Annotated in this window: 16 protein-coding genes and 1 riboswitch; of the genes, 11 read left to right on the forward strand and 5 right to left on the reverse strand. The window is 68.6% G+C overall.

The features are described 5' to 3' along the window. Nucleotides 1-103: 103 nt before the first annotated feature. Nucleotides 104-715 carry a hypothetical protein gene (locus K6753_RS13835; RefSeq protein WP_223677053.1) on the reverse strand — a complete coding sequence of 204 codons (612 nt, stop codon included), beginning with the start codon at nucleotides 713-715 and terminating at the stop codon, nucleotides 104-106. A 115-nt stretch (nucleotides 716-830) separates the two neighbouring features. After that, nucleotides 831-930, forward strand: a riboswitch (TPP riboswitch). Between the two features lie 97 nt (nucleotides 931-1,027). Here K6753_RS13835 and thiC point away from each other — a divergent pair. From thiC to K6753_RS13865, 6 genes are all read left to right on the forward strand, one after another. Continuing rightward, complete coding sequence (gene thiC, locus K6753_RS13840) at nucleotides 1,028-2,905, forward strand: phosphomethylpyrimidine synthase ThiC (RefSeq protein WP_223677054.1); 1,878 nt, start codon at nucleotides 1,028-1,030, stop codon at nucleotides 2,903-2,905. Between the two features lie 75 nt (nucleotides 2,906-2,980). Beyond that, nucleotides 2,981-3,649: an ion channel gene (locus K6753_RS13845; protein WP_223677055.1), complete on the forward strand. Its 669-nt coding sequence runs from the start codon at nucleotides 2,981-2,983 to the stop codon at nucleotides 3,647-3,649. 261 nt (nucleotides 3,650-3,910) lie between these two features. Continuing rightward, nucleotides 3,911-6,268 carry a winged helix-turn-helix domain-containing protein gene (locus tag K6753_RS13850; protein WP_223677056.1) on the forward strand — a complete coding sequence of 786 codons (2,358 nt, stop codon included), beginning with the start codon at nucleotides 3,911-3,913 and terminating at the stop codon, nucleotides 6,266-6,268. A gap of 133 nt (nucleotides 6,269-6,401) precedes the next feature. Beyond that, a complete protein-coding gene (locus tag K6753_RS13855) occupies nucleotides 6,402-7,313 on the forward strand; it encodes a helix-turn-helix domain-containing protein (RefSeq protein WP_223677057.1) in 912 nt (303 codons plus the stop codon). A 66-nt stretch (nucleotides 7,314-7,379) separates the two neighbouring features. Beyond that, nucleotides 7,380-10,250 carry a TonB-dependent receptor plug domain-containing protein gene (locus tag K6753_RS13860; RefSeq protein ID WP_223677058.1) on the forward strand — a complete coding sequence of 957 codons (2,871 nt, stop codon included), beginning with the start codon at nucleotides 7,380-7,382 and terminating at the stop codon, nucleotides 10,248-10,250. Between the two features lie 106 nt (nucleotides 10,251-10,356). Then, nucleotides 10,357-11,355 carry an aspartyl/asparaginyl beta-hydroxylase domain-containing protein gene (locus K6753_RS13865; protein ID WP_223677059.1) on the forward strand — a complete coding sequence of 333 codons (999 nt, stop codon included), beginning with the start codon at nucleotides 10,357-10,359 and terminating at the stop codon, nucleotides 11,353-11,355. A 52-nt stretch (nucleotides 11,356-11,407) separates the two neighbouring features. Here K6753_RS13865 and ppa read toward each other — a convergent pair whose 3' ends face one another. After that, nucleotides 11,408-11,956 carry an inorganic diphosphatase gene (ppa, locus tag K6753_RS13870; RefSeq protein ID WP_223677060.1) on the reverse strand — a complete coding sequence of 183 codons (549 nt, stop codon included), beginning with the start codon at nucleotides 11,954-11,956 and terminating at the stop codon, nucleotides 11,408-11,410. Between the two features lie 220 nt (nucleotides 11,957-12,176). Next, the gene (locus K6753_RS13875; protein ID WP_223677061.1) at nucleotides 12,177-14,231 is read right to left on the reverse strand and encodes a sodium-translocating pyrophosphatase; all 2,055 of its coding nucleotides are present in this window, start codon (nucleotides 14,229-14,231) and stop codon (nucleotides 12,177-12,179) included. Nucleotides 14,232-14,458: 227 nt separating this feature from the next. Here K6753_RS13875 and K6753_RS13880 point away from each other — a divergent pair, with 227 nt between their 5' ends. After that, complete coding sequence (locus K6753_RS13880; protein ID WP_223677081.1) at nucleotides 14,459-14,980, forward strand: hypothetical protein; 522 nt, start codon at nucleotides 14,459-14,461, stop codon at nucleotides 14,978-14,980. A gap of 25 nt (nucleotides 14,981-15,005) precedes the next feature. Here the strand turns inward: K6753_RS13880 and K6753_RS13885 are convergent, their stop codons facing one another. Further along, on the reverse strand, nucleotides 15,006-16,262 hold the full coding sequence (locus tag K6753_RS13885) for a 6-phosphofructokinase (RefSeq protein ID WP_223677062.1): 1,257 nt from the start codon (nucleotides 16,260-16,262) through the stop codon (nucleotides 15,006-15,008). Nucleotides 16,263-16,395: 133 nt separating this feature from the next. Here K6753_RS13885 and K6753_RS13890 point away from each other — a divergent pair, with 133 nt between their 5' ends. The 3 genes from K6753_RS13890 to K6753_RS13900 all read left to right on the forward strand — a co-directional run bounded on the left by K6753_RS13890 (nucleotide 16,396) and on the right by K6753_RS13900 (nucleotide 19,138). Beyond that, on the forward strand, nucleotides 16,396-16,974 hold the full coding sequence (locus tag K6753_RS13890; protein ID WP_223677063.1) for an adenylate kinase: 579 nt from the start codon (nucleotides 16,396-16,398) through the stop codon (nucleotides 16,972-16,974). Nucleotides 16,975-17,083: 109 nt separating this feature from the next. Beyond that, a complete protein-coding gene (locus K6753_RS13895; protein WP_223677064.1) occupies nucleotides 17,084-18,511 on the forward strand; it encodes a Mur ligase family protein in 1,428 nt (475 codons plus the stop codon). A 36-nt stretch (nucleotides 18,512-18,547) separates the two neighbouring features. After that, a complete protein-coding gene (locus K6753_RS13900) occupies nucleotides 18,548-19,138 on the forward strand; it encodes an LON peptidase substrate-binding domain-containing protein (protein WP_223677065.1) in 591 nt (196 codons plus the stop codon). On the opposite strand, the gene K6753_RS13905 is transcribed toward K6753_RS13900, so the two are convergent. Then, complete coding sequence (locus K6753_RS13905; protein ID WP_223677066.1) at nucleotides 19,127-21,145, reverse strand: bifunctional DedA family/phosphatase PAP2 family protein; 2,019 nt, start codon at nucleotides 21,143-21,145, stop codon at nucleotides 19,127-19,129. The two genes, K6753_RS13900 and K6753_RS13905, sit on opposite strands and share 12 nt — an antisense overlap. Before the next feature lie 137 nt (nucleotides 21,146-21,282). Here K6753_RS13905 and K6753_RS13910 point away from each other — a divergent pair, with 137 nt between their 5' ends. After that, complete coding sequence (locus tag K6753_RS13910) at nucleotides 21,283-21,951, forward strand: serine/threonine-protein kinase (RefSeq protein ID WP_223677067.1); 669 nt, start codon at nucleotides 21,283-21,285, stop codon at nucleotides 21,949-21,951. Nucleotides 21,952-21,989: the final 38 nt, after the last annotated feature.

Consider the following 21,989-nt stretch of genomic DNA (forward strand, 5'->3'; position numbering starts at 1 on the left):
CTTTTGATTGTTCCAGCAATCATCGCCATTTCAGCTTCGCCGAACCCTCTCGCCATCCCTCTCCCGGAGGGAGAAGGAGTCAAGATAGATAGCGGCCAAGCGATCAATCCTCATCGCCCCACGGCGCGGGCGGTAGCGGGACCGGCCTGGTGAGGTCGAACTCGACCTGGAACAGCCGGCCGCCCGGGCGCGACAGCTCGTAGACGAAGGTCCGTCCCGGCTGCAGTTCCATCGCCCACGTGTTGGTGAGCGAAGCATTCAGGCCCTCGCGCAGGAACATCGCCTTGGAGAACTCGTCGACCGGGAACTCCTGCCGCGTCGCCGTACCCAGGCTGGCGGTGTCGCCGCCGTACATGGTCACCGCGTCGTGGCTGCCGTCTTCGTGGCGATGGTCGTGCTTGAGCCGCAGGCCCGGGCCGGTGCGAGTGATGACCCAGGTGCGTGAGCGGTCGTCGCCGACATGGAACGGCACCCGCAATTCGTTGCCGTCGCACCCGCGCACGTGCATCACCAGGTCCTTGCCGGCGAACGGGTTGTCGCCGGTCGGCGGCGGGGTGTCGGTGACGACGCGACCGGCGAAGGCCTGGCCGCACAGGGCCTGAAGGCCCGTGTAGAAACGGTCGGCCGGCAGTGGCGCGGACGCGGTGGAGGTCGGGCCGGTCGCGCAGCCCGAGAGGGCGACAGCGGCAGCAAGAAGTGAAGTGCGCAGGGTCATGTTCATCGCCAAACCGTAGCAGCCAGCGCCGCCGCGGCAAACCTCGCTGCAACATCCCGCGGCCGGGCAGCCGACGCGGGGCGCTGGCGCCGAAGGCGCGTCGATGGTCCAATGCGCGGCGAAGCGGGGGTACCGCGGCGAGTGGCCGCGGTTGAGACAGACCCTTCGAACCTGACGCGGTTGAGACCGCCGTAGGGAGCTTCGCCGGTCACGCCCCTGCGGGCGTGCCGAGCGCCGCCGCTTTCATGCGAGTCCCTCGCAAGAGCCCGCACACCTTCGTGCGGACCTCCCACAGGAAAGCGGGAAATCCCTATGAACGCAGTGCCCTCCGAGCTCCTCCAGCAGGCCGACCGCCTGTCGTCCGACGTGGTCCGGCCGATCCCCGGCTCGCGCAAGATCTTCGTCGAGGGCTCTCGCCCCGACATCCGAGTGCCGATGCGCGAAATCGACCTGGCGAAGACGCCGACGATCTTCGGCGGCGAGGACAACGCACCGCTGGCGGTCTACGACTGCTCGGGCCCGTACACCGATCCGTCCGTCGAGATCGACCTGTCGCGTGGACTGGCGCCGCTGCGCGCGCGGTGGATCGCCGAGCGCGGCGATACCGAGGCGCTGGCGGGCCTGAGTTCGGAGTTCGGCCGTCGCCGCGAAGGTGATGCGAAGCTCGACGCCGTGCGCTTCGGCAACCGGCCGCTGCCGCGTCGCGCGCTCGCAGGGGCGAACGTCACCCAGATGCACTACGCCCGCCGCGGCATCGTGACGCCGGAGATGGAATACATCGCCATCCGCGAGAACCAGCGCATCGAGGCCATCCGCGAGGCGCACCTGCTCAACCAGCATGCCGGGCAGAGTTTCGGCGCCAGCATCCAGAAGCTGATCACGCCGGAGTTCGTCCGCGACGAGGTCGCCCGCGGCCGCGCCATCATCCCCAACAACATCAACCACCCCGAGAGCGAGCCGATGATCATCGGCCGCAACTTCCTGACCAAGGTCAACGCCAACATCGGCAACTCCGCGGTGTCATCAGGGATAGCCGAGGAGGTCGAGAAGCTGGTGTGGTCGATCCGCTGGGGTGCGGACACGGTGATGGACCTGTCCACCGGCAAGCACATCCACGAGACGCGCGAGTGGATCATCCGCAACAGCCCGGTCCCGATCGGCACGGTGCCGATCTACCAGGCGCTGGAGAAGGTCGACGGCCGCGCCGAGGAGCTCAACTGGGAGATCTTCCGCGACACCCTGATCGAGCAGGCCGAGCAGGGCGTGGACTACTTCACCATCCACGCCGGCGTGCTGCTGCGCTATGTGCCGCTGACGGCCAAGCGCGTGACCGGCATCGTCAGCCGCGGCGGCTCGATCCTGGCGAAGTGGTGCCTGGCGCACCACAAGGAGAATTTTCTCTACACGCACTTCGAGGAAATCTGCGAAATCATGAAGGCCTACGACGTGGCTTTCTCGCTGGGCGATGGCTTGCGCCCGGGCAGCATCGCCGATGCCAACGACGCGGCCCAGTTCGGCGAGCTCGAGACGTTGGGCGAACTGACCAAGATCGCCTGGAGGCACGACGTGCAGACCATGATCGAGGGCCCCGGCCACGTGCCGATGCACCTGATCAAGGAAAACATGGACAAGCAGCTGGAGGTCTGCGGCGAGGCGCCGTTCTACACGCTCGGCCCGCTGACCACCGACATCGCGCCGGGTTACGACCACATCACCAGCGCCATCGGTGCGGCGATGATCGGCTGGTACGGCACGGCCATGCTCTGCTACGTCACGCCGAAGGAACACCTGGGCCTGCCGAACAAGAACGATGTTCGCGAGGGCCTGATGGCCTACAGGATCGCCGCGCACGCCGCGGACCTCGCCAAGGGCCATCCCGGCGCGCAGGCGCGCGACAACGCGATGAGCAAGGCGCGCTTCGAGTTCCGCTGGGAGGACCAGTTCAATCTCGGCCTGGATCCCGAGCGGGCCCGTGAGTACCACGACGAGACCTTGCCCAAGGACGCGCACAAGACCGCGCACTTCTGCTCGATGTGCGGCCCGCATTTCTGCTCGATGAAGATCACGCAGGACGTGCGCGACTACGCCGCCGAGCACGGGGTGGACGAAGCGGCGGTGCTGGAGGCGGGCATGGCCGACAAGGCGGCGGAGTTCCGCCAGGCGGGCGCGGAGGTCTACCGCAAGGCCTGACGTGCACGCGGGTGTGGCCGTTGCCGCGGGGGCGGGGCGGCCGCACACTCGCGCGAATCCGTCCGGAGCGCCGTGATGCGAAAGCCCTGGCAGATCCTGCTGCATCGGCACCCATCGGCGCTGCTGCTCGCCGTCCAGCTGTTGAGCCTGCTGCTGTACCCCTTGCTGGACGAGAGCCCGGATGACCGCGCGCTGTTCGGCGCCGCCACGCTGGTCGTCGTCCCACTGGCGGTGTGGGTGGTCAACCGGAGTCCGGCCATCAACTGGGTGGCGTGGCTGCTCGCGCTGCCGGCGATGGGGCTGTCGGTGGCGGCGATCACGAGGCAGGAGCCGCAATGGCTGCCGTGGTCGTCGATCCTGGAGGCCGCGCTGTACTTCTACGCGGCCGGCAGCCTGATCCGCTACATGATGGACGACCACGTGGTCACGGCCGACGAGCTGTTCGCGGCCGGCGCCACCTTTACGCTGCTGGCGTGGGGGTTCGCCTACGCCTATTTCGCCTGCCAGGCCTGGGTGCCGGGGAGCTTCACGGGCGTCGTGGAGCCGGAGCGACCCCGGCAATGGATCGAGCTGCTGTTCCTCAGCTTCAGTACGCTGTCGGGCGTGGGCAACGGCGACATCCTGCCGCTGTCGTCGCCGGCGCGCGTGCTGGTGATGCTCCAGCAGTTCGCGGGCGTGGGTTACATCGCCACGGTGGTCTCGCGGCTGATCGCACTCACCGTGACGCGTCGGCAGTGGACGTGATCGCCGTCAAAAAAAATCGCGCCAATGGCGCGAATCGAGGAACCACGGTTGTAGGACGTCGGCGAGAGAGGGGCCTGGGCTGAACGCAGGCGCGGCTGCGTTCATGGCATCAAGGTAGAATCATCCGCCCGCCCCGCGCCTGTCCCGACAGGGCCGGGCGGTGTGCCGAACCTGTCGGCTCTCCTTTCCCATTACTACCTTCGCCTGCGCGGGCCGTTCGGCACATGACGGCGGCGCAGCTGCCGAGCACCCTCACGCCCCATGCCGCCATCGGTCGATCCGCCCACACCGCCCGCACCGCGACTGCCGCAACGGATGCGCGTGGGCGATTGCATGGTCGATGTGCCGCTGCGTGAGATCACCTGTCCGGACGCGCGGCGGCCCAAGCGCGTCACGCCCAAGGCGATGGCGGTGCTGTTGGTGCTGGTGGAGCAGGCGGGGCGGGTCGTCCCCCGCGAGACCCTTTTATCCACCGTCTGGCCCGACACGCTGCCCACCGACGACGTGCTGACCCAATCCGTCACACAGTTACGCAAGGCGTTCGGGGAGCAACGGGGCGACGCTCGCTATATCGAAACCATTGCCAAGACCGGCTACCGGCTGCTGGCGCGGGTGGAGATGGTCGTGGAGCCGCAGATGGAGCGTGCAGTCGAGGAGACTGTACCTGCGCCGTCCGCGACGCCGGGGACCGTGGCCGCCCCGGTGACGCCGTGGCCCGCAAGGACACGCGCTGCTCCACGTTCACCCTGGACGGAGCCGCTCATCGCGGGGACGGTTGCCGTCGTGCTGGCGTTGCTGTTGCTGGCCGCGTTGCTGCTTCGCGGGGAGGGCGCGCCCGCGCCGGAACACGATGCCGCGGCGGCCGGCCCGGCGGCCACGACCTGGCTGCCGCCCGCGTCCGCCAACGAGCGGCCCTATCGCCTCATCACCTCGGCGCCCGGGTTCGAGCTTGCCCCCAGCCTGTCGCCCGATGCATCGCTTGTCGCGTACTCGGCCACGGTGGCGGGGCGGCGCGGGACCGTCATCCTGGTCCAGACCACCGACCAGTCCCAGCCACGCCAATTGAGCTTTCCAGCAGACGCCGTGTCCGATCGCAATCCAACGTGGTCGCCGGATGGACGCGAAATCGCGTTTGCACGCCAGGGGCCGGGCGACGACTGCCGGGTCCTGGTGGTCGCTGCGGTCGGAGGCGATGAACGGGAGGTCGCACGGTGCCGTGTCGATGACCTGTTGAGTTTCGACTGGACGCCGGACGGCGAAGGGCTGGTGTTCGGCAGCATGGCCACGGGAGAGGGTGTCGCGGGGCTGCGGGTGCTTGACCTGGTGAGCGGCGACTGGCGGGTCATCGACTACGACACGTCCCGCACCGACCTGGACTATGCCCCCCGGTACTCGCCCGATGGGCGCTGGATCGTATTCGTGCGCAACCCCCAGCTGGGTGGCCTCTGGCGCGTGCCGGCCGCAGGCGGAACGCCTGAGCCGCTGACCACTGGCAGCGTCGAGATTCGCGGTTGGGACTGGCTGCCCGACGGACGCGCGCTGGTGTTCGGGCAGCGGGTCGACAATGAGACCCGCATCTACCGCCTGGACCTGGAGACCCGTGAGGTGCTCGATCTGGGCATTCGCGACGCGCAGACGCCGGCCGTGGCGGCGCGTGCCGGGATGCTGGCGTTCGTCCGCCGCAATCCGCAGTTCGGGATCTTCCGTATCAGCCGCTCGGGCGCCGGAACGACTCCTCCCGCCCACCTGTTCGCGTCGACCGGGCGCGACACCCAGCCCGCGCTGGCGCCCGACAACCGGCATCTGGTGTTCACATCCGACCGCGCGGGTGACTTCAACCTCTGGTGGGCGGACCTGGAAGAGCCCCGCAATCCCCGGATGATTGTCGGGTTGCGCCCCAGCACCGGCAGCATGCCGCAGTGGTCCCGCGACAGCGCGCGCTTCCTGGTGCATGGCAGTGTCGAGGGCGGCGGCCCCGCCGCCATTTTTGAAGTCGAGCCTGCCAGTGGACGGGTTGCACGACTGCCCGTCCCCGAGGGCAGTCCGCAGCAGGCCGCGTATATGCCGGACACGAGCCGGCTGCTGGTCAACGCGCAGCATGACGATGGTGAGAACCGGCTGACCCTTTACGACCGCTCGCGTTCACCGTGGCGCGGGCTGGCGTCGCTGCAGGACGTGTCGCTGGCCAGGGTCGATCCGGCGGGCGGGCGGGTGCTGTTCACGCGGCTCTCGGCCAACGGATTATGGGAGGCAGACCTGGACCTTTCGCCGGGCAGTATCCGGCGCGTCGATCCCGAAGCACCGCTTCGATGGCGCTACCAGACGTGGGCCATCGACGAAGCGGGGCAGGTGGGATATGTCGAACCCAGCCCTCGCTGCTTGGCCAGCTTCCGCATCATCGCAGGGCCCGCTGCCGGCCTCCGGGCGTCACGCTCGACGTGCCTGCAACCGGACCAGCTCGCTACCACCACGGGATTCAGTCTCAGCAATGCGCTGGACGCGATCTTCGTGCCGTTGACGGTCGAGGATGGCACCGACATCGCATTCATGCCCCTGCCTCCACCGCCAGGCAAGACCCCGGACGGTTCCACTGTGTTCATCCAACCTGTTGATAGGTAAGCATTAAGTCCGTTCGTAATTCTTTCGTAAGAGTGTCGCGGAATAATTTCGGACAACTGTCCGCCAACTTTCCTGAAGCCGGGCACCCGATCGGGCACATCCATGCGCTGGCATAGGCAAACAGGATGGGCAGATGGAGCACGTTCACTGGTCCGACCGCGGACAGCAGGTTCAGGCGGATCCTTCGGAGAGCGGCGGCACGGCCACGCAGTTCATCGGTGTGTCGCGACTCGGCAGCGCCCAGCTGGGGGCGCGGTTCACCGTGCTCATGCAGGTACGTGGCAGCAGCTGGGTCGAGTCGAAGGAGGGCCGCTTCCGGCTGACGGCGGGCGATTGGCTTGCGCTGGACAAGGAATCCCGCCCCTTGATCCAGACCGACCGTGATGGCCTCACGATCGGGTTAGCTCTAGGCACTGACACCCCCCGGCAGATGGCGCGTTATGCGGACGCCGCGCTGTACGCGGGGCGTGGGCGCGTGAGTGCACGTGACCTGCGGACGGCGCTGCGGCTGTGGCGCGACGCCGCCGATCGCGTGGCCAAGCCCGACGCGGATGCAATGGTTGCGATGCGACCCCTGCTGATGCACCTGGCGTCCATCCAGCGCGACCTCGGCGACCGCGTGGCACGTTGCCCGGGCCGGTCGCGTACGCGCAAGCGCCAGGTGTTCGGGCGCCTCCAGCGCGCACGCCTCTACATGGAAGGCAACTGCGACCGCATCGTCCGCATCAGCGAGCTGGCCGAGCTGACCAGCTTCTCCAGCTGGTACTTCTCCAAGACCTTCCAGAGCCTGTACGACGAAAGCCCGCAGGCGGCTGCCGCCCGCATGCGGTTGGAGCACGCCGCGCGCCTGTTGCGCGAGAGCGACATGATGATCGGCGAAGTCGCGGCGGCATCGGGGTTCGACAACTGCTGCAGCTTCGCCCGCGCGTTCCGCGCCCGTTTCGGGACGTCGGCCACGCGCTACCGCGCGGCAGGTTCTGCAAGGACTCATTCGGCAAAGTCATCCGACGTGGCCCGCAAAGCCATGTTGCGCCATGGGACGTAGCGTGTCGGGGCGTTTAACACAGCGATAACAACGCGCTCATTACGCACCATCCTTGGAGAGAGATAGATGACCCAACGCAGCTCGCGCAACGCAGTGCGGCTCGGCCTCCTGCCGGCCAGCATTGCCATCGCACTGACCCCCGCGTTCGTTTCCGCGCAAGAGGCCGAGACCTCTGAAGCGACCACGCTGGACCGTATCGAAGTCACCGGCTCGCGCATCCGCCAGGTCGACCTGGAAACCGCGGCCCCGGTGCTGCAGATCGACCGCGCCGACATCGAAGCCCAGGGCTTCAACTCCGTCGCAGACATCCTCCAGAACATCAGCGCCGCAGGCTCGCCGGCAATCAGCCGCACCTCGCCGCTGTCGTCGGGTGAGGCCGTCGGTGGTAGCTACATCGACCTGCGCAACCTGGGCGCCAACCGCACCCTGATCCTGGTCAACGGCAAGCGCCTGGGCATCACCAACGACGGCCTGCAGGACGTCGCGTCGATCCCGGCAGCCATGGTCGAGCGCATCGAAGTCCTGAAGGACGGCGCATCGACGATCTATGGTTCCGATGCGATCGCCGGCGTGATCAACATCATCACCCGCAAGAACTTCGACGGCGCGGAAGCCAATGCCTACATCGGCCAGTACGGCCAGGGCGACGGCACGCGCGAGCAGTACAGCTTCATCCTGGGCAACACCGGCGAGAATGGTTCCATCACCGCCGGCGTCGAGTTCACCGAGGAAGATCCGGTGATGGCGGGCGACCGCTGGTTCAGCCGCAACCGCTTCCCGACCACCGAGGACGGCGCACCGCGTCCTGGCGGCCTGTCGTCGATCAGCCAGTACGGCACGCTGTATGACTCCGCTGGCAATGCGTACACCCTGATCCGCGACGGCCAGGACCGCGACGCGAGCGACTTCGCCAACTACCGTCCGTACGATCCGGCCCTCGACAGCACCAACCCGTCGCTGGCGTCGACCGTGTACTCGGGCGTCAAGCGCCGCTCGATGTTCCTGAATGGCTACTACGACATCTCGGACGACGTTCGCTTCGAGAGCGACATCCTCTACACCGATCGCAATTCGCTGGCGCAGAACGCGGGTTACCCGTACCGCTCCAACGCGTTCGGCACGCCGATGTCGGCCGACAGCTACTACAACCCGCTCGACGAGGAAGTCACCTTCTGGCGTCGCGGCTGGGAAGTGCCGCGCGTGGTGGACAACAGCCTGACCACGTTCCGCTTCAACGGCGAGTTCTCCGGCGCGTTCGAAATCGGCGAGCGCTTCTGGGACTGGGATGTGGGCTACCTGTACAACCAGAACAAGGGCACCCAGATCAGTACCGGCAACTTCAGCCTGTCCGCGGTCGAAGCGGCTGTTGGACCGTCCTTCCTTAACAGCCAGGGCGTCGTGCAGTGCGGCACGGCTGCCAATCCGATCCCGCTGGGCTTCGGTCCGGGCGCGTGCACCCCGTGGAACCCGCTGGTTCCCGATGGCGTGACCGGCCAGGGCGGCCTGGCCGATCCGGAAGTGCAGGCGTTCCTGTACCTGCCGGGCCAGGCGCTCTCCGAGACGACGACCAAGGCCTACTACGCCAACCTGGCGGGTTCGCTGTTCACGCTGCCGGCTGGTGACGTCGGCATCGCCGTGGGTGTCGAGCACCGCGCCGAGGACGGCTTCTTCTCGCCGGACGCGCTGGCGCAGACGGGTACGTCCACCGACCTGGCCGCCGGCCCGACCGGTGGCGGCTACTCGCTGGACGAGGCGTACGTCGAGTTGCTCGTGCCGCTGCTGGCCGATGCTCCGTTCGCACGCGAGCTGAGCATCACCGCCGCCACGCGCTACTCGGACTACGACACGTTCGGCGACACCACCAACAGCAAGTTCGGCTTCACCTGGCGCCCGATCGACTCCGTGCTGGTCCGCGGCACCTGGTCGGAAGGCTTCCGCGCCCCGACGGTGTCCGACCTGTTCGGTGGCATCTCGCAGAGCTTCGAGTACTACACCGATCCCTGCGACACCTCGTTCGGTTCCGTCGCCGGCAGCCCGCAGTGCCTTGCCGACGTTCCGGCCGGTTACCGCCAGCCCGCCAGCGATCCGGACGGTCTGGCTGACGGCCCGGGCACGCAGACGCCGATTCCCTTCCTGTCCGGTTCGAGCCCGAACCTGACGCCGGAAACCTCCGAATCGTCGACCCTGGGTGTGGTCTGGAGCCCCGAGTTCGTCGAGGGCCTGAACATGTCCCTGGACTGGTGGAACATCCGAATCGACAACACCATCGTCGGTGATGATCCGACGGCGATGCTGGACGACTGCTACATCCGTGGCATCGAGTCGCGCTGCGAGGGTCCGAACACGTTCACCCGTGATCCGGTCACCGGCGAGATCACCGAGCTCTCGTTCGGCCTGCGTAACGCCGGCTTCGTGGAGACCGAAGGCTTCGACTTCGACCTGAACTACCGCATGGAGACCGACTACGGCCGCTTCGGCCTGGCGTGGCTCAGCACGTATGTCAGCAAGAACGAGATCAAGGTCGACAACCTGGAAGGCGTGCCCTCGCAGCAGAACGGCTTCGGCGGCAACTTCCGCCTGCGCTCCAACGCCAGCCTGAGCTGGGATCTGGGCGAGTTCGGCGCGACCTGGACCGCCCGTTACTACTCGGGTGTGAAGGAGAACTGCTACTTCGCTGACCGCTGCAGCCTGCCGGACTACGCTGCACCGGACACGCAGGGCAACATCGTCCCGCTGAACGAGCTGGGTTCCACCACGTTCCACGACGTGCAGGTGCGCTGGAATGCGCCTTGGAACGCCACGGTCTCGCTGGGTGCCAACAACGTGTTCGAGAAGTACGCCAGCCCGAACTACGACCAGCCGAACTCCGGCTACTCGTACTACGGCGGCTTCGACATCGGCCGTTTCGTGTACATGAAGTACCAGCAGCGCTTCTGATCCATCCGATCAGTACGTGATGCAGCCGCGGCCCCGAAAGGGGCCGCGGTTTTTTGTTTCGGGGGGCATCGCAGTAGCATGGCGGCTTCACCCGCCGCCGATCGTCATGAAACTCCAACTCCCGTTCATCCAGTTGCCGCTGCGGTTCGACGCGGAGCGGCTTGCGGCCGAAGTCGCGCAGCTCGGTGACGCGGCCTGGCGGCCGCATCCGCAGGGGTTCCCTGGAAACTCGATGCTGCCCTTGGTCGCCGTGGACGGTGACGCCGCCAACGAGTCCTTTGCGGGCGAAATGGCACCTACGCCAGAATTGCGCCGCTGCCCCTACCTGTCGCAGGTGTTCGGCACGCTGGGTGCGACGGTCGGACGAAGCCGCCTCATGCGATTGTCCGGCCATGCAGAGGTGACGCGACACGCCGACCAGGGCTACTACTGGGCCGAGCGCGTGCGCGTCCACGTCCCGATCGTCACCCAGCCGACGGTGCGGTTCGAGTGCGGCGACGCAGCCATCAACATGGCCGCCGGGGAATGCTGGATCTTCGATACATGGCGGCAGCACCGGGTACTGAACGATGCGACCGAATCGCGCGTGCACTTGGTGGTGGACACCGTGGGCGGTGAAGCGTTCTGGGGGCTGCTCGGCCGCGGGCGCGCGCATTCCGCGCCACGGGGTCCAGGGCTATGGGAGCCCGAGTACGTGGCGCCCACCGACGGCGAGGCTACGTTTGCCTGCGAGCGGGTGAACGTGCCGGTGGTGATGTCGCCTTGGGAGATCAACACCCACCTTGGCCAGTTGCTGGCCGACGCCATGCCACATCCGCAGTTGCAGCCGGTGCGCCAACTGACCATGCGGTTCGCCCGCGCGTGGCAAGGGCTGTGGGCCCGGTTCGGCGACCGGCCCGACGGCCACGAGGCGTTCCGCGAACTTCTCGGGCGCTACCTTTCCGAGGTCGCCACGCCCGCGCAGCCGTTGGTACTGAACAACCAGTTGCGCTGGTTCGATGCCATGCAAGTGATGGTCGCGCGCGTGGCCGTCGTGCCCGCACAAGCTGCATCCGCGCAGGAGGTCGGCGCGAGGGCGCAGCGCCAGATGGGCGACAACGCCTGACGCTCCGGCACCGGACGACCCGGGGATCGGAGCGCAGGGTTCGCCGCCGGGCTCAGAAGTTCGGCTTGTCCGCCGAATTCTCGAAGCGCTTTACCGCATCGAGCAGGATCGCCTTGGCTTCGGCCGCGTTGCCCCAGCCGTCCAGCTTGACCCACTTGCCCTTCTCCAGGTCCTTGTAGTGCTCGAAGAAGTGGCCGATGCGCTCCAGCCAGTGGGGGCTGACCTTCTCGATGTCGTCGATGTGCGTGTAGCCGGCAAAGACCTTGTCGACAGGCACGGCCAGCAGCTTCTCGTCGGAGCCGGCTTCGTCCGACATCTTCAGCACGCCCACCGGGCGGCAGCGGATGACCGAACCGGGGATCAGGGGCAGCGGCAGGATGACCAGCACGTCGGCCGGGTCGCCGTCGCCGCACAGGGTGTGCGGGACGTAGCCGTAGTTGCACGGGTAGCGCATCGGCGTGGACAGGATGCGGTCGACGAAGATCGCGCCGGACGCCTTGTCGACCTCGTACTTGACGGGCTCGGCGTCCTTCGGGATTTCGATGATGACGTTGATCTCTTCCGGCGGATTCTTGCCGGTGGGGACGAGGTCCAGGCCCATGTGCTGCTCCAGTGTCGGGGGAGGGCCGCAACGGTGCGGCCGGGAAAGCCGGGCATTTTACGCGGCTGGCTGCTGCGGCGCAGCATGGGGCGATGGCGGCTGCGGACAAGCCCTTCTGGCACAGGGATTGGAGTCCAGGCAGTCGCGGCCGACGCTGCGTAGGCACAAAAAAAGAGGCGGCCCGAAGGCCGCCCCTGGGTGACGGGGGTGCCGCATCAGGTCATAGCAGCGGCACCATCAGCAGCGCGACGATGTTGATGATCTTGATCAGCGGATTGATCGCCGGGCCGGCGGTGTCCTTGTAGGGATCGCCGACCGTGTCGCCGGTCACCGCGGCCTTGTGCGCCTCGCTGCCCTTGCCGCCGAAGTTGCCGTCCTCGATGTACTTCTTGGCGTTGTCCCAGGCGCCGCCGCCGGTGGTCATCGAGATCGCCACGAACAGGCCCGTGACGATCGTACCGATCAGCAGGCCGCCCAGCGCCTCCGGCCCCAGCAGCAGGCCGACCACGATCGGCACGGCGACTGGCAGTAGCGACGGCACGATCATTTCCTTGATCGCCGAGCGCGTCAGCATGTCGACGGCGCGCGAGTAGTCCGGCTTGCCGGTGCCTTCCATGATCCCCGGGATTTCGCGGAACTGGCGGCGGACCTCCTCGACGACCGAACCCGCCGCGCGTCCCACCGCTTCCATCGCCATCGCGCCGAACAGATAGGGGATCAGGCCGCCGATCAGCAGGCCGATGATCACCATGTGGTTGGACAGGTCGAAGGTCGGGGGCACGTACGCCACCCCGTCGAGCAGCGCCCGGGCCGAGCCAACCGTTTCCAGGTTGTAGGTGTAATCGGCGAACAGGACGAGCGCGGCCAGTGCCGCCGAGCCGATTGCGTAGCCCTTGGTGACCGCCTTGGTGGTGTTGCCGACCGCATCGAGCGGGTCGGTGATCGCACGCACTTCCGGCGGCAGCTCGGCCATCTCTGCGATGCCGCCGGCGTTGTCGGTGATCGGGCCGTAGGCATCGAGCGCGACGATCATGCCGGCCATCGACAGCATCGCCGTGGCGGCGATGGCGATGCCGTACAGACCGGCCAGCTCGAAGCAGCCCCAGATCGCGATGCAGACCGCGATCACCGGCAGCGCCGTGGACTTCATCGAGATGCCGAGGCCGGCGATGATGTTGGTGCCGTGGCCGGTGGTCGACGCCTGCGCGACGTGCCGCACCGGCTTGAACTGCGTGCCGGTGTAATACTCGGTAATCCAGACGATGGCCCCGGTCAGCACCAGGCCCACCAGCGCGCAGCCGTAAAGGTTCATCGCGCCGTGGACGTTGTCGGCCATCAGGGCGGTGGTGATCGGCCAATAGGCGATCGCCGCCAGTACACCGGAGACGATCACGCCGCGGTACAGCGCGCCCATGATCGAGCCGCCGGCCTTCACCTTCACGAACATCGCCCCGATGATCGAGGCGATGATCGACACGCCGCCCAGCACCAGCGGGTACAGCGCGCCGTTGGCGCCGACTTCGCCGGCCATCAGGAAGCCCAGCAGCATGGTGGCGATCACCGTCACCGCGTAGGTTTCGAACAGGTCGGCGGCCATGCCTGCGCAGTCGCCGACGTTGTCGCCCACGTTGTCGGCGATGACCGCCGGGTTGCGCGGGTCGTCCTCGGGGATGCCGGCCTCGACCTTGCCCACCAGGTCCGCGCCGACGTCGGCGCCCTTGGTGAAGATGCCGCCGCCCAGTCGCGCGAAGATCGAGATCAGCGAACTGCCGAAGGCCAGGCCCACCAGCGCGTGCAGCGCGTCCTCGCCGACGATGCCCATCGACTCCAGCGCCATCCAGTAGCCGGCCACGCCCAGCAGGCCCAGTCCAACCACCAGCATGCCGGTGATCGCGCCGCCGCGGAAGGCAACGTCCATCGCCGGGCCGATGCCCCTGCGGGCGGCCTCGGCGGTGCGCACGTTGGCGCGGACCGAGACGTTCATGCCGATGTAGCCTGCCGCACCCGACAGCACCGCGCCGATCAGGAACCCGATCGCCGTGGCCCAGTCGAGGAAGAAACCGATCAGCAGCAGCAGTACGACGCCGGCAATGGCGATGGTCGTGTACTGCCGGTTGAGGTAGGCGCGCGCGCCTTCCTGGATCGCGCCGGCGATCTCCTGCATGCGTTCGTTACCGGCGGGCTGCGCGCTGATCCAGCGCGCCGAAATGATCCCGTAGAGGATCGCGATGACGGCGCAGACGAGCGCCAAGGTCAAACCGTACTGCTCCAGCATGAACCCCTCCCCAGAGTGGACATCACAGGACAACGGATTTGATGCATCGAATTGTTGTGCGCCGCCCGACGCGGTGGCGCGGGCAACGGGGCCGACTATGGCACAGCGCACCGGGGCGCGACACCTCGTGAAACCGGGGTTCAGCGCCTGCGTGCCAGCCTGCGGACCCCTTGAATGCGGACAGCATGCCGGACAACGTCGTGCAGCCCGCCGCCGGAGCCCGAGCCATGCGTCAGTCCGCCCTCCTCATTGCCTTGACCACCGCGCTGGTGGCGCTGCCATCGCTGGCCGCCGATCCCGTCCCGGAGATCGAGCGCGGTGAAGCAGCGCCGCAGGCGGTTGGCGCAGCCCACACGCTGCGCACCATCCCGGAAGCCTGCGCGCGGCTGGAAGGTGCGTTCACCGGGCAGGCCGACGCGCCATACCGTTTCGCCGTGGTGCGCAGCAGCCCGAACTGCCAGCCGCGCGCGCGATTCGTCGATGCGGCCGAAGCCAAGCCGTCAACCGGTGCCGGATGGGTACTCAACGACCTGATCCGGGTGCCCAATGCCTCGTGCCAAACCCAGCAGGCCGTGGTGCGCGTGTGGCGCAAGCCGCTGGCGCAGGCTCAGGCGACCGAGCGCGACGGACAGGGCCAGATGCGGGTGTACCTGGAGGAGATGCGAAAGGAGGCCGAGGCCGGCAAGCTCGATGCCGTGCCGCTGTTCGCAGCCTCCATGTCGGTCGAAGGCCTGCCCTGCGGCGGCTGACCGGGTCGCGTGCGCTGGCCGTGCCTCAGCCTTTCCAGGGCGCAAGGCGCCGCGGCACCGCCTCATTTCGAAGCGTGACGTAGGCCGGCAGCCCATCGCGCCCGTACGGCGGCGGTGCTTCCCCACGGATCAACGGCTGCAGGTAGGCGCGGGCCTTGTCGGTGATGCCGTAGCCGTCGCGGCGAATGAAGCCGGCCGGCATCTTCTTCTCGTGGTTGGCGACCTTCGACAGCGGTGCCGCCTCGATCTTCCAGCGGTAGGGCGCATCGGACGTGCGCACGATCACCGGCATCACGGCATTGCGGCCTGCCAATGCATATTCGACCGCGGCCGTGCCGACCGCCATGGCCTGCTCCAGGTCGACCTTCGACGCCAGGTGGCGCGCCGAACGCTGCAGGTAGTCGGGCAGGGTCCAGTGCACCTTGTAGCCGAGCGCATCCTTGACCCGCCCCGCCAGGTGCGACGCCACGCCGCCCAGCTGGGTATGGCCGAAGGAGTCCTTGCCGCCACCGGCATCGGCGATGAAGCGGCCTTGTGAATCCTGGATGCCTTCGCTGGCCACCACCACGCAGTAGCCGACGCGCTCGACCGTGGCCTTCACGCGCTTGAAGAAGTCGGCCTCGTCGAACGGACGCTCCGGGAACAGGATCAGGTGCGGCGCCTCATCCGGCCCGTTGCCTGCCAGCCCCGCGGCCGCCGCCAGCCAGCCGGCGTGCCGGCCCATCGCCTCGTACACGAAGACCTTGGTCGAGGTGTCGGCCATCGCCGCGACGTCCAGCGCCGCCTCGCGTACCGACACGGCCGTGTACTTGGCGGCGGACCCGAACCCCGGGCAGCAGTCGGTCACGGCCAGGTCGTTGTCGACCGTCTTGGGCACGCCGACGCAGGTGAGCGGGTAATCGAACTCGGCCGCCAGCTTCGACACCTTCAGCGCGGTGTCGGCCGAATCGTTGCCGCCGTTGTAGAGGAACCAGCGCACGTCGTGGGCGCGCAGCACTTCCAGCAGCCGCTCGTAGCGGGCGCGGTCCTCGTCCAGCGACTTGAGCTTCACCCGGCAGGACCCGAACGCGCCGCCGGGCGTGTGCGCCAGTGCGCGGATGGCCGAAATCGACTCGCGCCGGGTGTCGATCAACTCCTCGCGAAGCGCGCCCAGGATGCCGTTGCGGGCGGCCAGCACCGGCACCTTGCGGGCACGCGCGGCCTGGATCACGGCCGACGCGGTGGCATTGATGACGGCGGTGACACCGCCGGACTGGGCGTAGAGCAGGGTTCCGGAAGCCATGGGCAGGTCCATTGAGCGTGGGGGCGGCCGGCCGGATGCGGTAAGCTGGCCGCCGTTTGCCGGCGCGGCGGGCGCGGCCCGAGTGTAGCGCCGCCCGCGCAGGCGTCAGGTTCAGACTGCGGGAGCGATGTAGATGCGATTGGTACTTCTGGGTGCGCCCGGTTCAGGCAAGGGCACGCAGGCCGCACGGCTCAAGGAGCACCTGCAGGTGCCGCACATCTCCACCGGCGACCTGCTGCGCGCGGAAGTCGCCGCCGGCAGCCCGCTGGGGCTGGAGGCCAAGGAGGTCATGGCCCGCGGTGAGCTGGTCAGCGACGCGATCCTGCTGGGCATGCTTGAGGACCGCTTCTCTCGGCCCGATACCGCCAATGGCTTCATCCTCGACGGCTACCCGCGCAATCTGGCCCAGGCCGACGCGCTGGACGTGCTGCTCAAGCGTATCGGCCAGCCGATGGATGCGGCGGTGCAACTGGACGTCGCCACCGAGCTGCTGGTGGAGCGCATCGCCGGCCGCGCCGCGGCCGAGGGACGCGCCGACGACAGCCCGGAGTCGGTGCGCACGCGCCTCAATGTGTACGACTCCCAGACCGCGCCGGTCATTGAGTTCTACCGCACGCACGGCCAGCTGACCGTCGTGGACGGCGTCGGCACGCTGGACGAAGTGTTCACCCGCATCATCGAGGCGATCGCGCCGGTGCGCGAGGTCGGCTGAGACCCCGTCGCCCCGATGGCCCGGTCGCATGCCGGGCCCTCTCCAGCCTGACATGCGGGCGCTCCAGGCCCGCGTTGCCCCCCGAGCACCCACCACGAGCTCCGCCGCCATGAAACTGCATATCCTCGGCATCGCCGGCACCTTCATGGGCGGCGTGGCGGCCCTGGCGCGCGAACTCGGCCACCAGGTCGAAGGCAGCGACCAGGCGGTCTACCCGCCGATGTCGACCCAGCTCGAGCAGCTCGGCATCGCCCTGCGACAGGGCTACGACCCCTCCAACATCTCCGCCGACTGCGACGATGTGGTGGTCGGCAACGCGCTTTCGCGCGGCAACCCGGCGGTGGAGGCGGTGCTGGATGCGGGGCGCCGCTACATTTCCGGCGCCCAGTGGCTGGCCGAACAGGTCCTGCCGCGACGCGAGGTCATCGCGGTGGCCGGCACCCACGGCAAGACCACGACCTCGACCATTCTCACCTACCTGCTGCAGGCGGCCGGCGCCGAGCCGGGCTTCCTGATCGGCGGCGTGGCGGAAGACTTCGGCGTGTCCGCGCGCGTCGGCACGGGCCGCGCGTTCGTGGTGGAGGCCGACGAGTACGACACCGCGTTCTTCGACAAGCGCAGCAAGTTCGTCCACTACCGGCCGCGCATCGCCATCCTCAACAACCTGGAGTTCGACCACGCCGATATTTTCCCGGACGTGGCCGCGATCCAGCGCCAGTTCCACCACCTCGTACGCACGGTGCCGGGCAGCGGCCGCCTGATCGTCAACGGCGAGGACGCGCGCCTGGCCGAAGTGCTGGCGATGGGCTGCTGGACGCCGGTGGACACCTTCGGGCTGGACGCAGCGCAGGCGGTGGCGGGCCCGGTGCACGGCGACCGTGGCGACGCCGCGGGCGACGCCGGCGCGGCATTCACCTGGACCGCGCGGCTGCTGGCCGAGGACGGCAGTGCGTTCGTCGTGATCCACCGTGGCGTCGAGCTCGGCGAAGTGCGATGGCCATTGCTCGGCCGGCACAACGTCATGAACGCGCTGGCCTCGCTCGCGGCCGTGGCCGCGGCCGGGCACGACGTCGCGGCGATACTGCCGGCGCTGGCGGACTTCCGTAGCGTGAAGCGGCGCATGGAGCTGGTCGGCACGCACGACGGCATCACCGTCTACGACGACTTCGCCCACCACCCCACGGCCATCGCCACCACGCTGGCCGGCCTGCGGGCAAAGGTCGGCGGCGCGCGCATCGTGGTGGCCATGGAGCCGCGTAGCAATTCCATGCGGCTGGGCGCGCATGCCGAGGCGCTGGCACCGTCGCTTGCCGACGCCGACGCGGTGGTGTTCCTGCACCGCCCCGAGCTGGCATGGGACGGCGGCAAGGTGGTTGCCGCGTTGCGGGGCGACGGCATCGCCGTGCCCGATGCGGATGCGTTGATCGACGCGCTGCGCGCGCGCGCGGCCGCGGGCGACCACGTGGTGTTCATGTCCAACGGCGGCTTCGACGGCGCGCCACGGCGTTTCCTACAAGCGCTGCAGACTTCGCGTTGACCCGCCGTCGGCATCGCGGCGCGTAGACTGGCGGCGATGAACGACGAACGCCCCGCGATGGAGCCGCTCGGCCTGTTCCCCCTGCACACCGTGCTGGTGCCGGGCGCGTCACTGGGCCTGCGCATCTTCGAGCCGCGTTACCTCGACCTGGTGCGCGACTGCAGCCGAGAGGGGAGGGGGTTCGGCATCTGCCTGCTCATCGACGGCGAGGAAGCCGGCGAAGCCGCCACGGCCGCCGCGTATGGCACCGAAGCGGTGATCGAGGATTTCGGGCGTGGCGATGATGGATTGCTCACCCTGCGCGTGCGCGGCACGCGGCGCTTCCATGCGCACCGCGTGCGCGTGCGCGACAACGGCCTGCAGGTGGCCGACGTGGAGTGGTGCGACGAGGACGTGATCGAGCCGGTGCGACCGGAGCATGCGCTGCTGTCCACGCTGTTGCAGGAGATCCTCGACAAGGTCGGAGGTGAACACGCCAAGGCGACCGCCGACCGGTTCGACGATGCCGCCTGGGTGGGCTGGCGCCTGATCGAGCTGCTGCCGATGCCGGACGAACAGCGCCAAGCGCTGCTGCAACTCGACGACCCGCACGACCGCCTGCAGCGGGTGCTGTCGCTACTGCCCTGAGGGCGCTGCCGCCGTAGCGGCGTCGATACGGATCCGCATTACCGGCACGCCCGGGTCGCGCGGATGCGGCGACTCCATCGGGTCGAAACCATCCAGTGCGATCAGCACCGCGGTACGCGCGGCGCGGTCCTCCGGTACCGGCAACCACAAGGCGACCGCGTCGAGTGGCCGGCTCAGGCGCAGTGTCTGCGCCGTGCCGATCCAGAGCGGCGTGCCGTCGCCCAGCTGCACCGGTGCCGGCCACAACCGCAGCGCGAATCGTTCATCCGGCTCCCGCCCCGGGCGCAGCATCAGCAGCGCTTCGGCGTGGGCATCGAGCGTCGCCGGCAATACCGCCTGCTCGCGACCGGGGGTGTCGTCGTCCAGCAGCGATACCGCGTCCTGCCAGTCCGCCTGGGGCTGGACGCGCCAACCGCGGGCTTCGAGGTGCTGCTGGAGCGGCGCGAGCGGCCCGGCCACCTGCACACCAAGCGGCCAGCGCTGGCGCGCGTTGGTTTCCGTGCGACGGGCGGGCAGCCGCGCCCAGTCCTGCTGCCACCAGTCGTTCGCGGCCACGACCTCCGGTGGAACCGGCGACTGGAACTTCGCCAGCACGTCGTCGGCGGCGCGCGGTGCGTGCCACAGCGCGACCGCGGCGAAGCTGCCATAGAACAGCCACGCCATCGGCCGCATCCAGAACGAGCGCGACACGTGGCGGCGGTAGGCGATGCCCAGCACCAGCAGCCACAGGATCCCGAACAGCGTCCCGCCGATCAGGTCGCTGGGCCAGTGCGCGCCCAGGTACAGGCGCGAGAAGCCGACCAGCGTGGTGACCACGCCGGCAAGCAGGTACGGCCAGACGCGCTTGCGGCCCGGCAGCTCGCGCGCGATAAGCACCGCGAAGAAGCCGAACGCCACCGTAGTCATCGTCACCGCGACGGACGGGAACCCGAAGCCGGCCGGCGCCGTCGGCGGGCGCGGCATGTCGATGGCCGCCTCCAGCAGCGCGGTCAGCACCAGGCCGAACACCAGCGCCGCCAGCCAGTGCGCCGCCGCCATCCAGCGCTTGCGCCACAGCAGGTACGCCAGCAGCACGGCCGAGGCGGTGCCCAGCACCACGGCGTCGCCTAGGCTCGCCAGCGCCGCCATCAGGCGGTCGGCCAGCGGGTTGCGCAGGCTCCACATGAGGTCGTGGACGTAATGGTCGAACGCCAGCGGGCCGCCGGACGCCAGCAGCCCCGCGAGCAGCGAGAACCACGCCCAGCTGATCGCCAGCAGGCACATGGCCAGCATCAGCAGCGAGGCCGACTCGGGCCGGTTGGGGTCGATCAACGCGCCGGTGTAGCGGCCCAGGCGCGGATGCGCGCGGCTCCACGCCAGTGCGCGTGCCAGCAGGGCGTCGGCGTGCTGTGCGAACCAGCGCCAGGTGTAGAGCACCCCGGCCCAGACCAGCGCGACCGCCGCGGCCAGCCCCAGGAGCACCAGCGCAAGTCGATCGGCCACCGCGGCGACGGCGTCGTAGGACGCGCCCAGGATCCAGCCCGGTGCCAGGAATGCCCCCGCCCACGCCAGGCAGGCCACCGCGCTGGGCAACGCGTAGCGCCGGACCGGCATCTCCAGCATGCCGGCGATGGCCGGGACGAACGGCCGCACCGCGCCCACGAAGCGCGCGATGAAGATGCTCTTGACCCCGTGCCGCCGGAACAGGCCCTCGCCGCGGTCGAGCCACTGCGGGTAGCGCGAGAACGGCCAGCGTTGGCGCAGCTGTGTGCCCCAGCGCCGTCCGATCCAGAAACTCAGCGCGTCACCGACGAATGCACCGGTCGCGGCGCACGCCAGCGCGTACGGTCCGTTGATGTGGCCGAGGCCCACGGCCGCGCCGACGGCGAACAGCAGCGGCAGCGCCGGCACGATGATGCCGGCCACCACCAGCGCATCGCAGAAGGCGATCAGGAAGACGAGCAGGCCGGCAGCGACCGGGTTTGCATTGATCCACGCGGTCGCGCTTTCGAGCCAGGCCGGTTCCATCGCCCCATTATGGCAGCGGGTCGCGGATTTCCATTGCCCCGTGTGGCCTTGAATTCATCGTCGGGGATATCCAGGGCGACACGTCTGGCATGCGACAGGTGCGTCGTCGGGTCGCGGCCATTGCGTACACTGGCGCGATGCCTGAAGTCCGTCCGCCCTCTGTCGAAGTCGACGCCCTGAAATCCGACAGCTTCGGGCGGATCGCATTGATGCGCGGGCCCGATGGGCTGTTCGTGCGTCGCGATCTCATCCATGTCCCCGGCTGGTTGCGGCTTCCGGCCTGGTGGCTGGCGCGCCGTGAGGCGCGTGCGCTGGCGCAGATCGAAGGGCTGCCCGCGACGCCGCAACTGCTGGGCTGGAACGGGCGCCAGCTCGACCGCAGCTACATGGCCGGCGCGGCCATGTACCAGCGCCCGCCGCGCGGCGATCTCGCCTATTTCCGCCAGGCACGAAGACTGCTGCAACAGCTGCACCGCCGCGGCCTGGCGCACAACGACCTGGCCAAGGAGGCCAACTGGCTGGTGCTCGATGACGGCACGCCGGCGATCATCGATTTCCAGCTGGCGGTGCGCGGCCACCCGCGCTCGCGGTGGATGCGCCTGCTGGCGCGCGAGGACCTGCGCCACCTGCTCAAGCACAAGCGCATGTACTGCCCGGAGGCGATCACGCCGGTCGAGCGCCGCGTGCTCAAGCGCCACTCGTGGGTGCGCGAGGCGTGGTTCGCCACCGGCAAGCCGGTGTACCGCTTCGTGACGCGCAGGCTGCTGAAGTGGGAAGACAATGAAGGGCAGGGCCCCAAGCCCTAGCCAGAGCTGTAGGAGCGGCTTCAGCCGCGATCGTTCCC

The organism is Novilysobacter selenitireducens (assembly GCF_020026895.1).
Lineage (GTDB): Bacteria > Pseudomonadota > Gammaproteobacteria > Xanthomonadales > Xanthomonadaceae > Lysobacter_C > Lysobacter_C selenitireducens.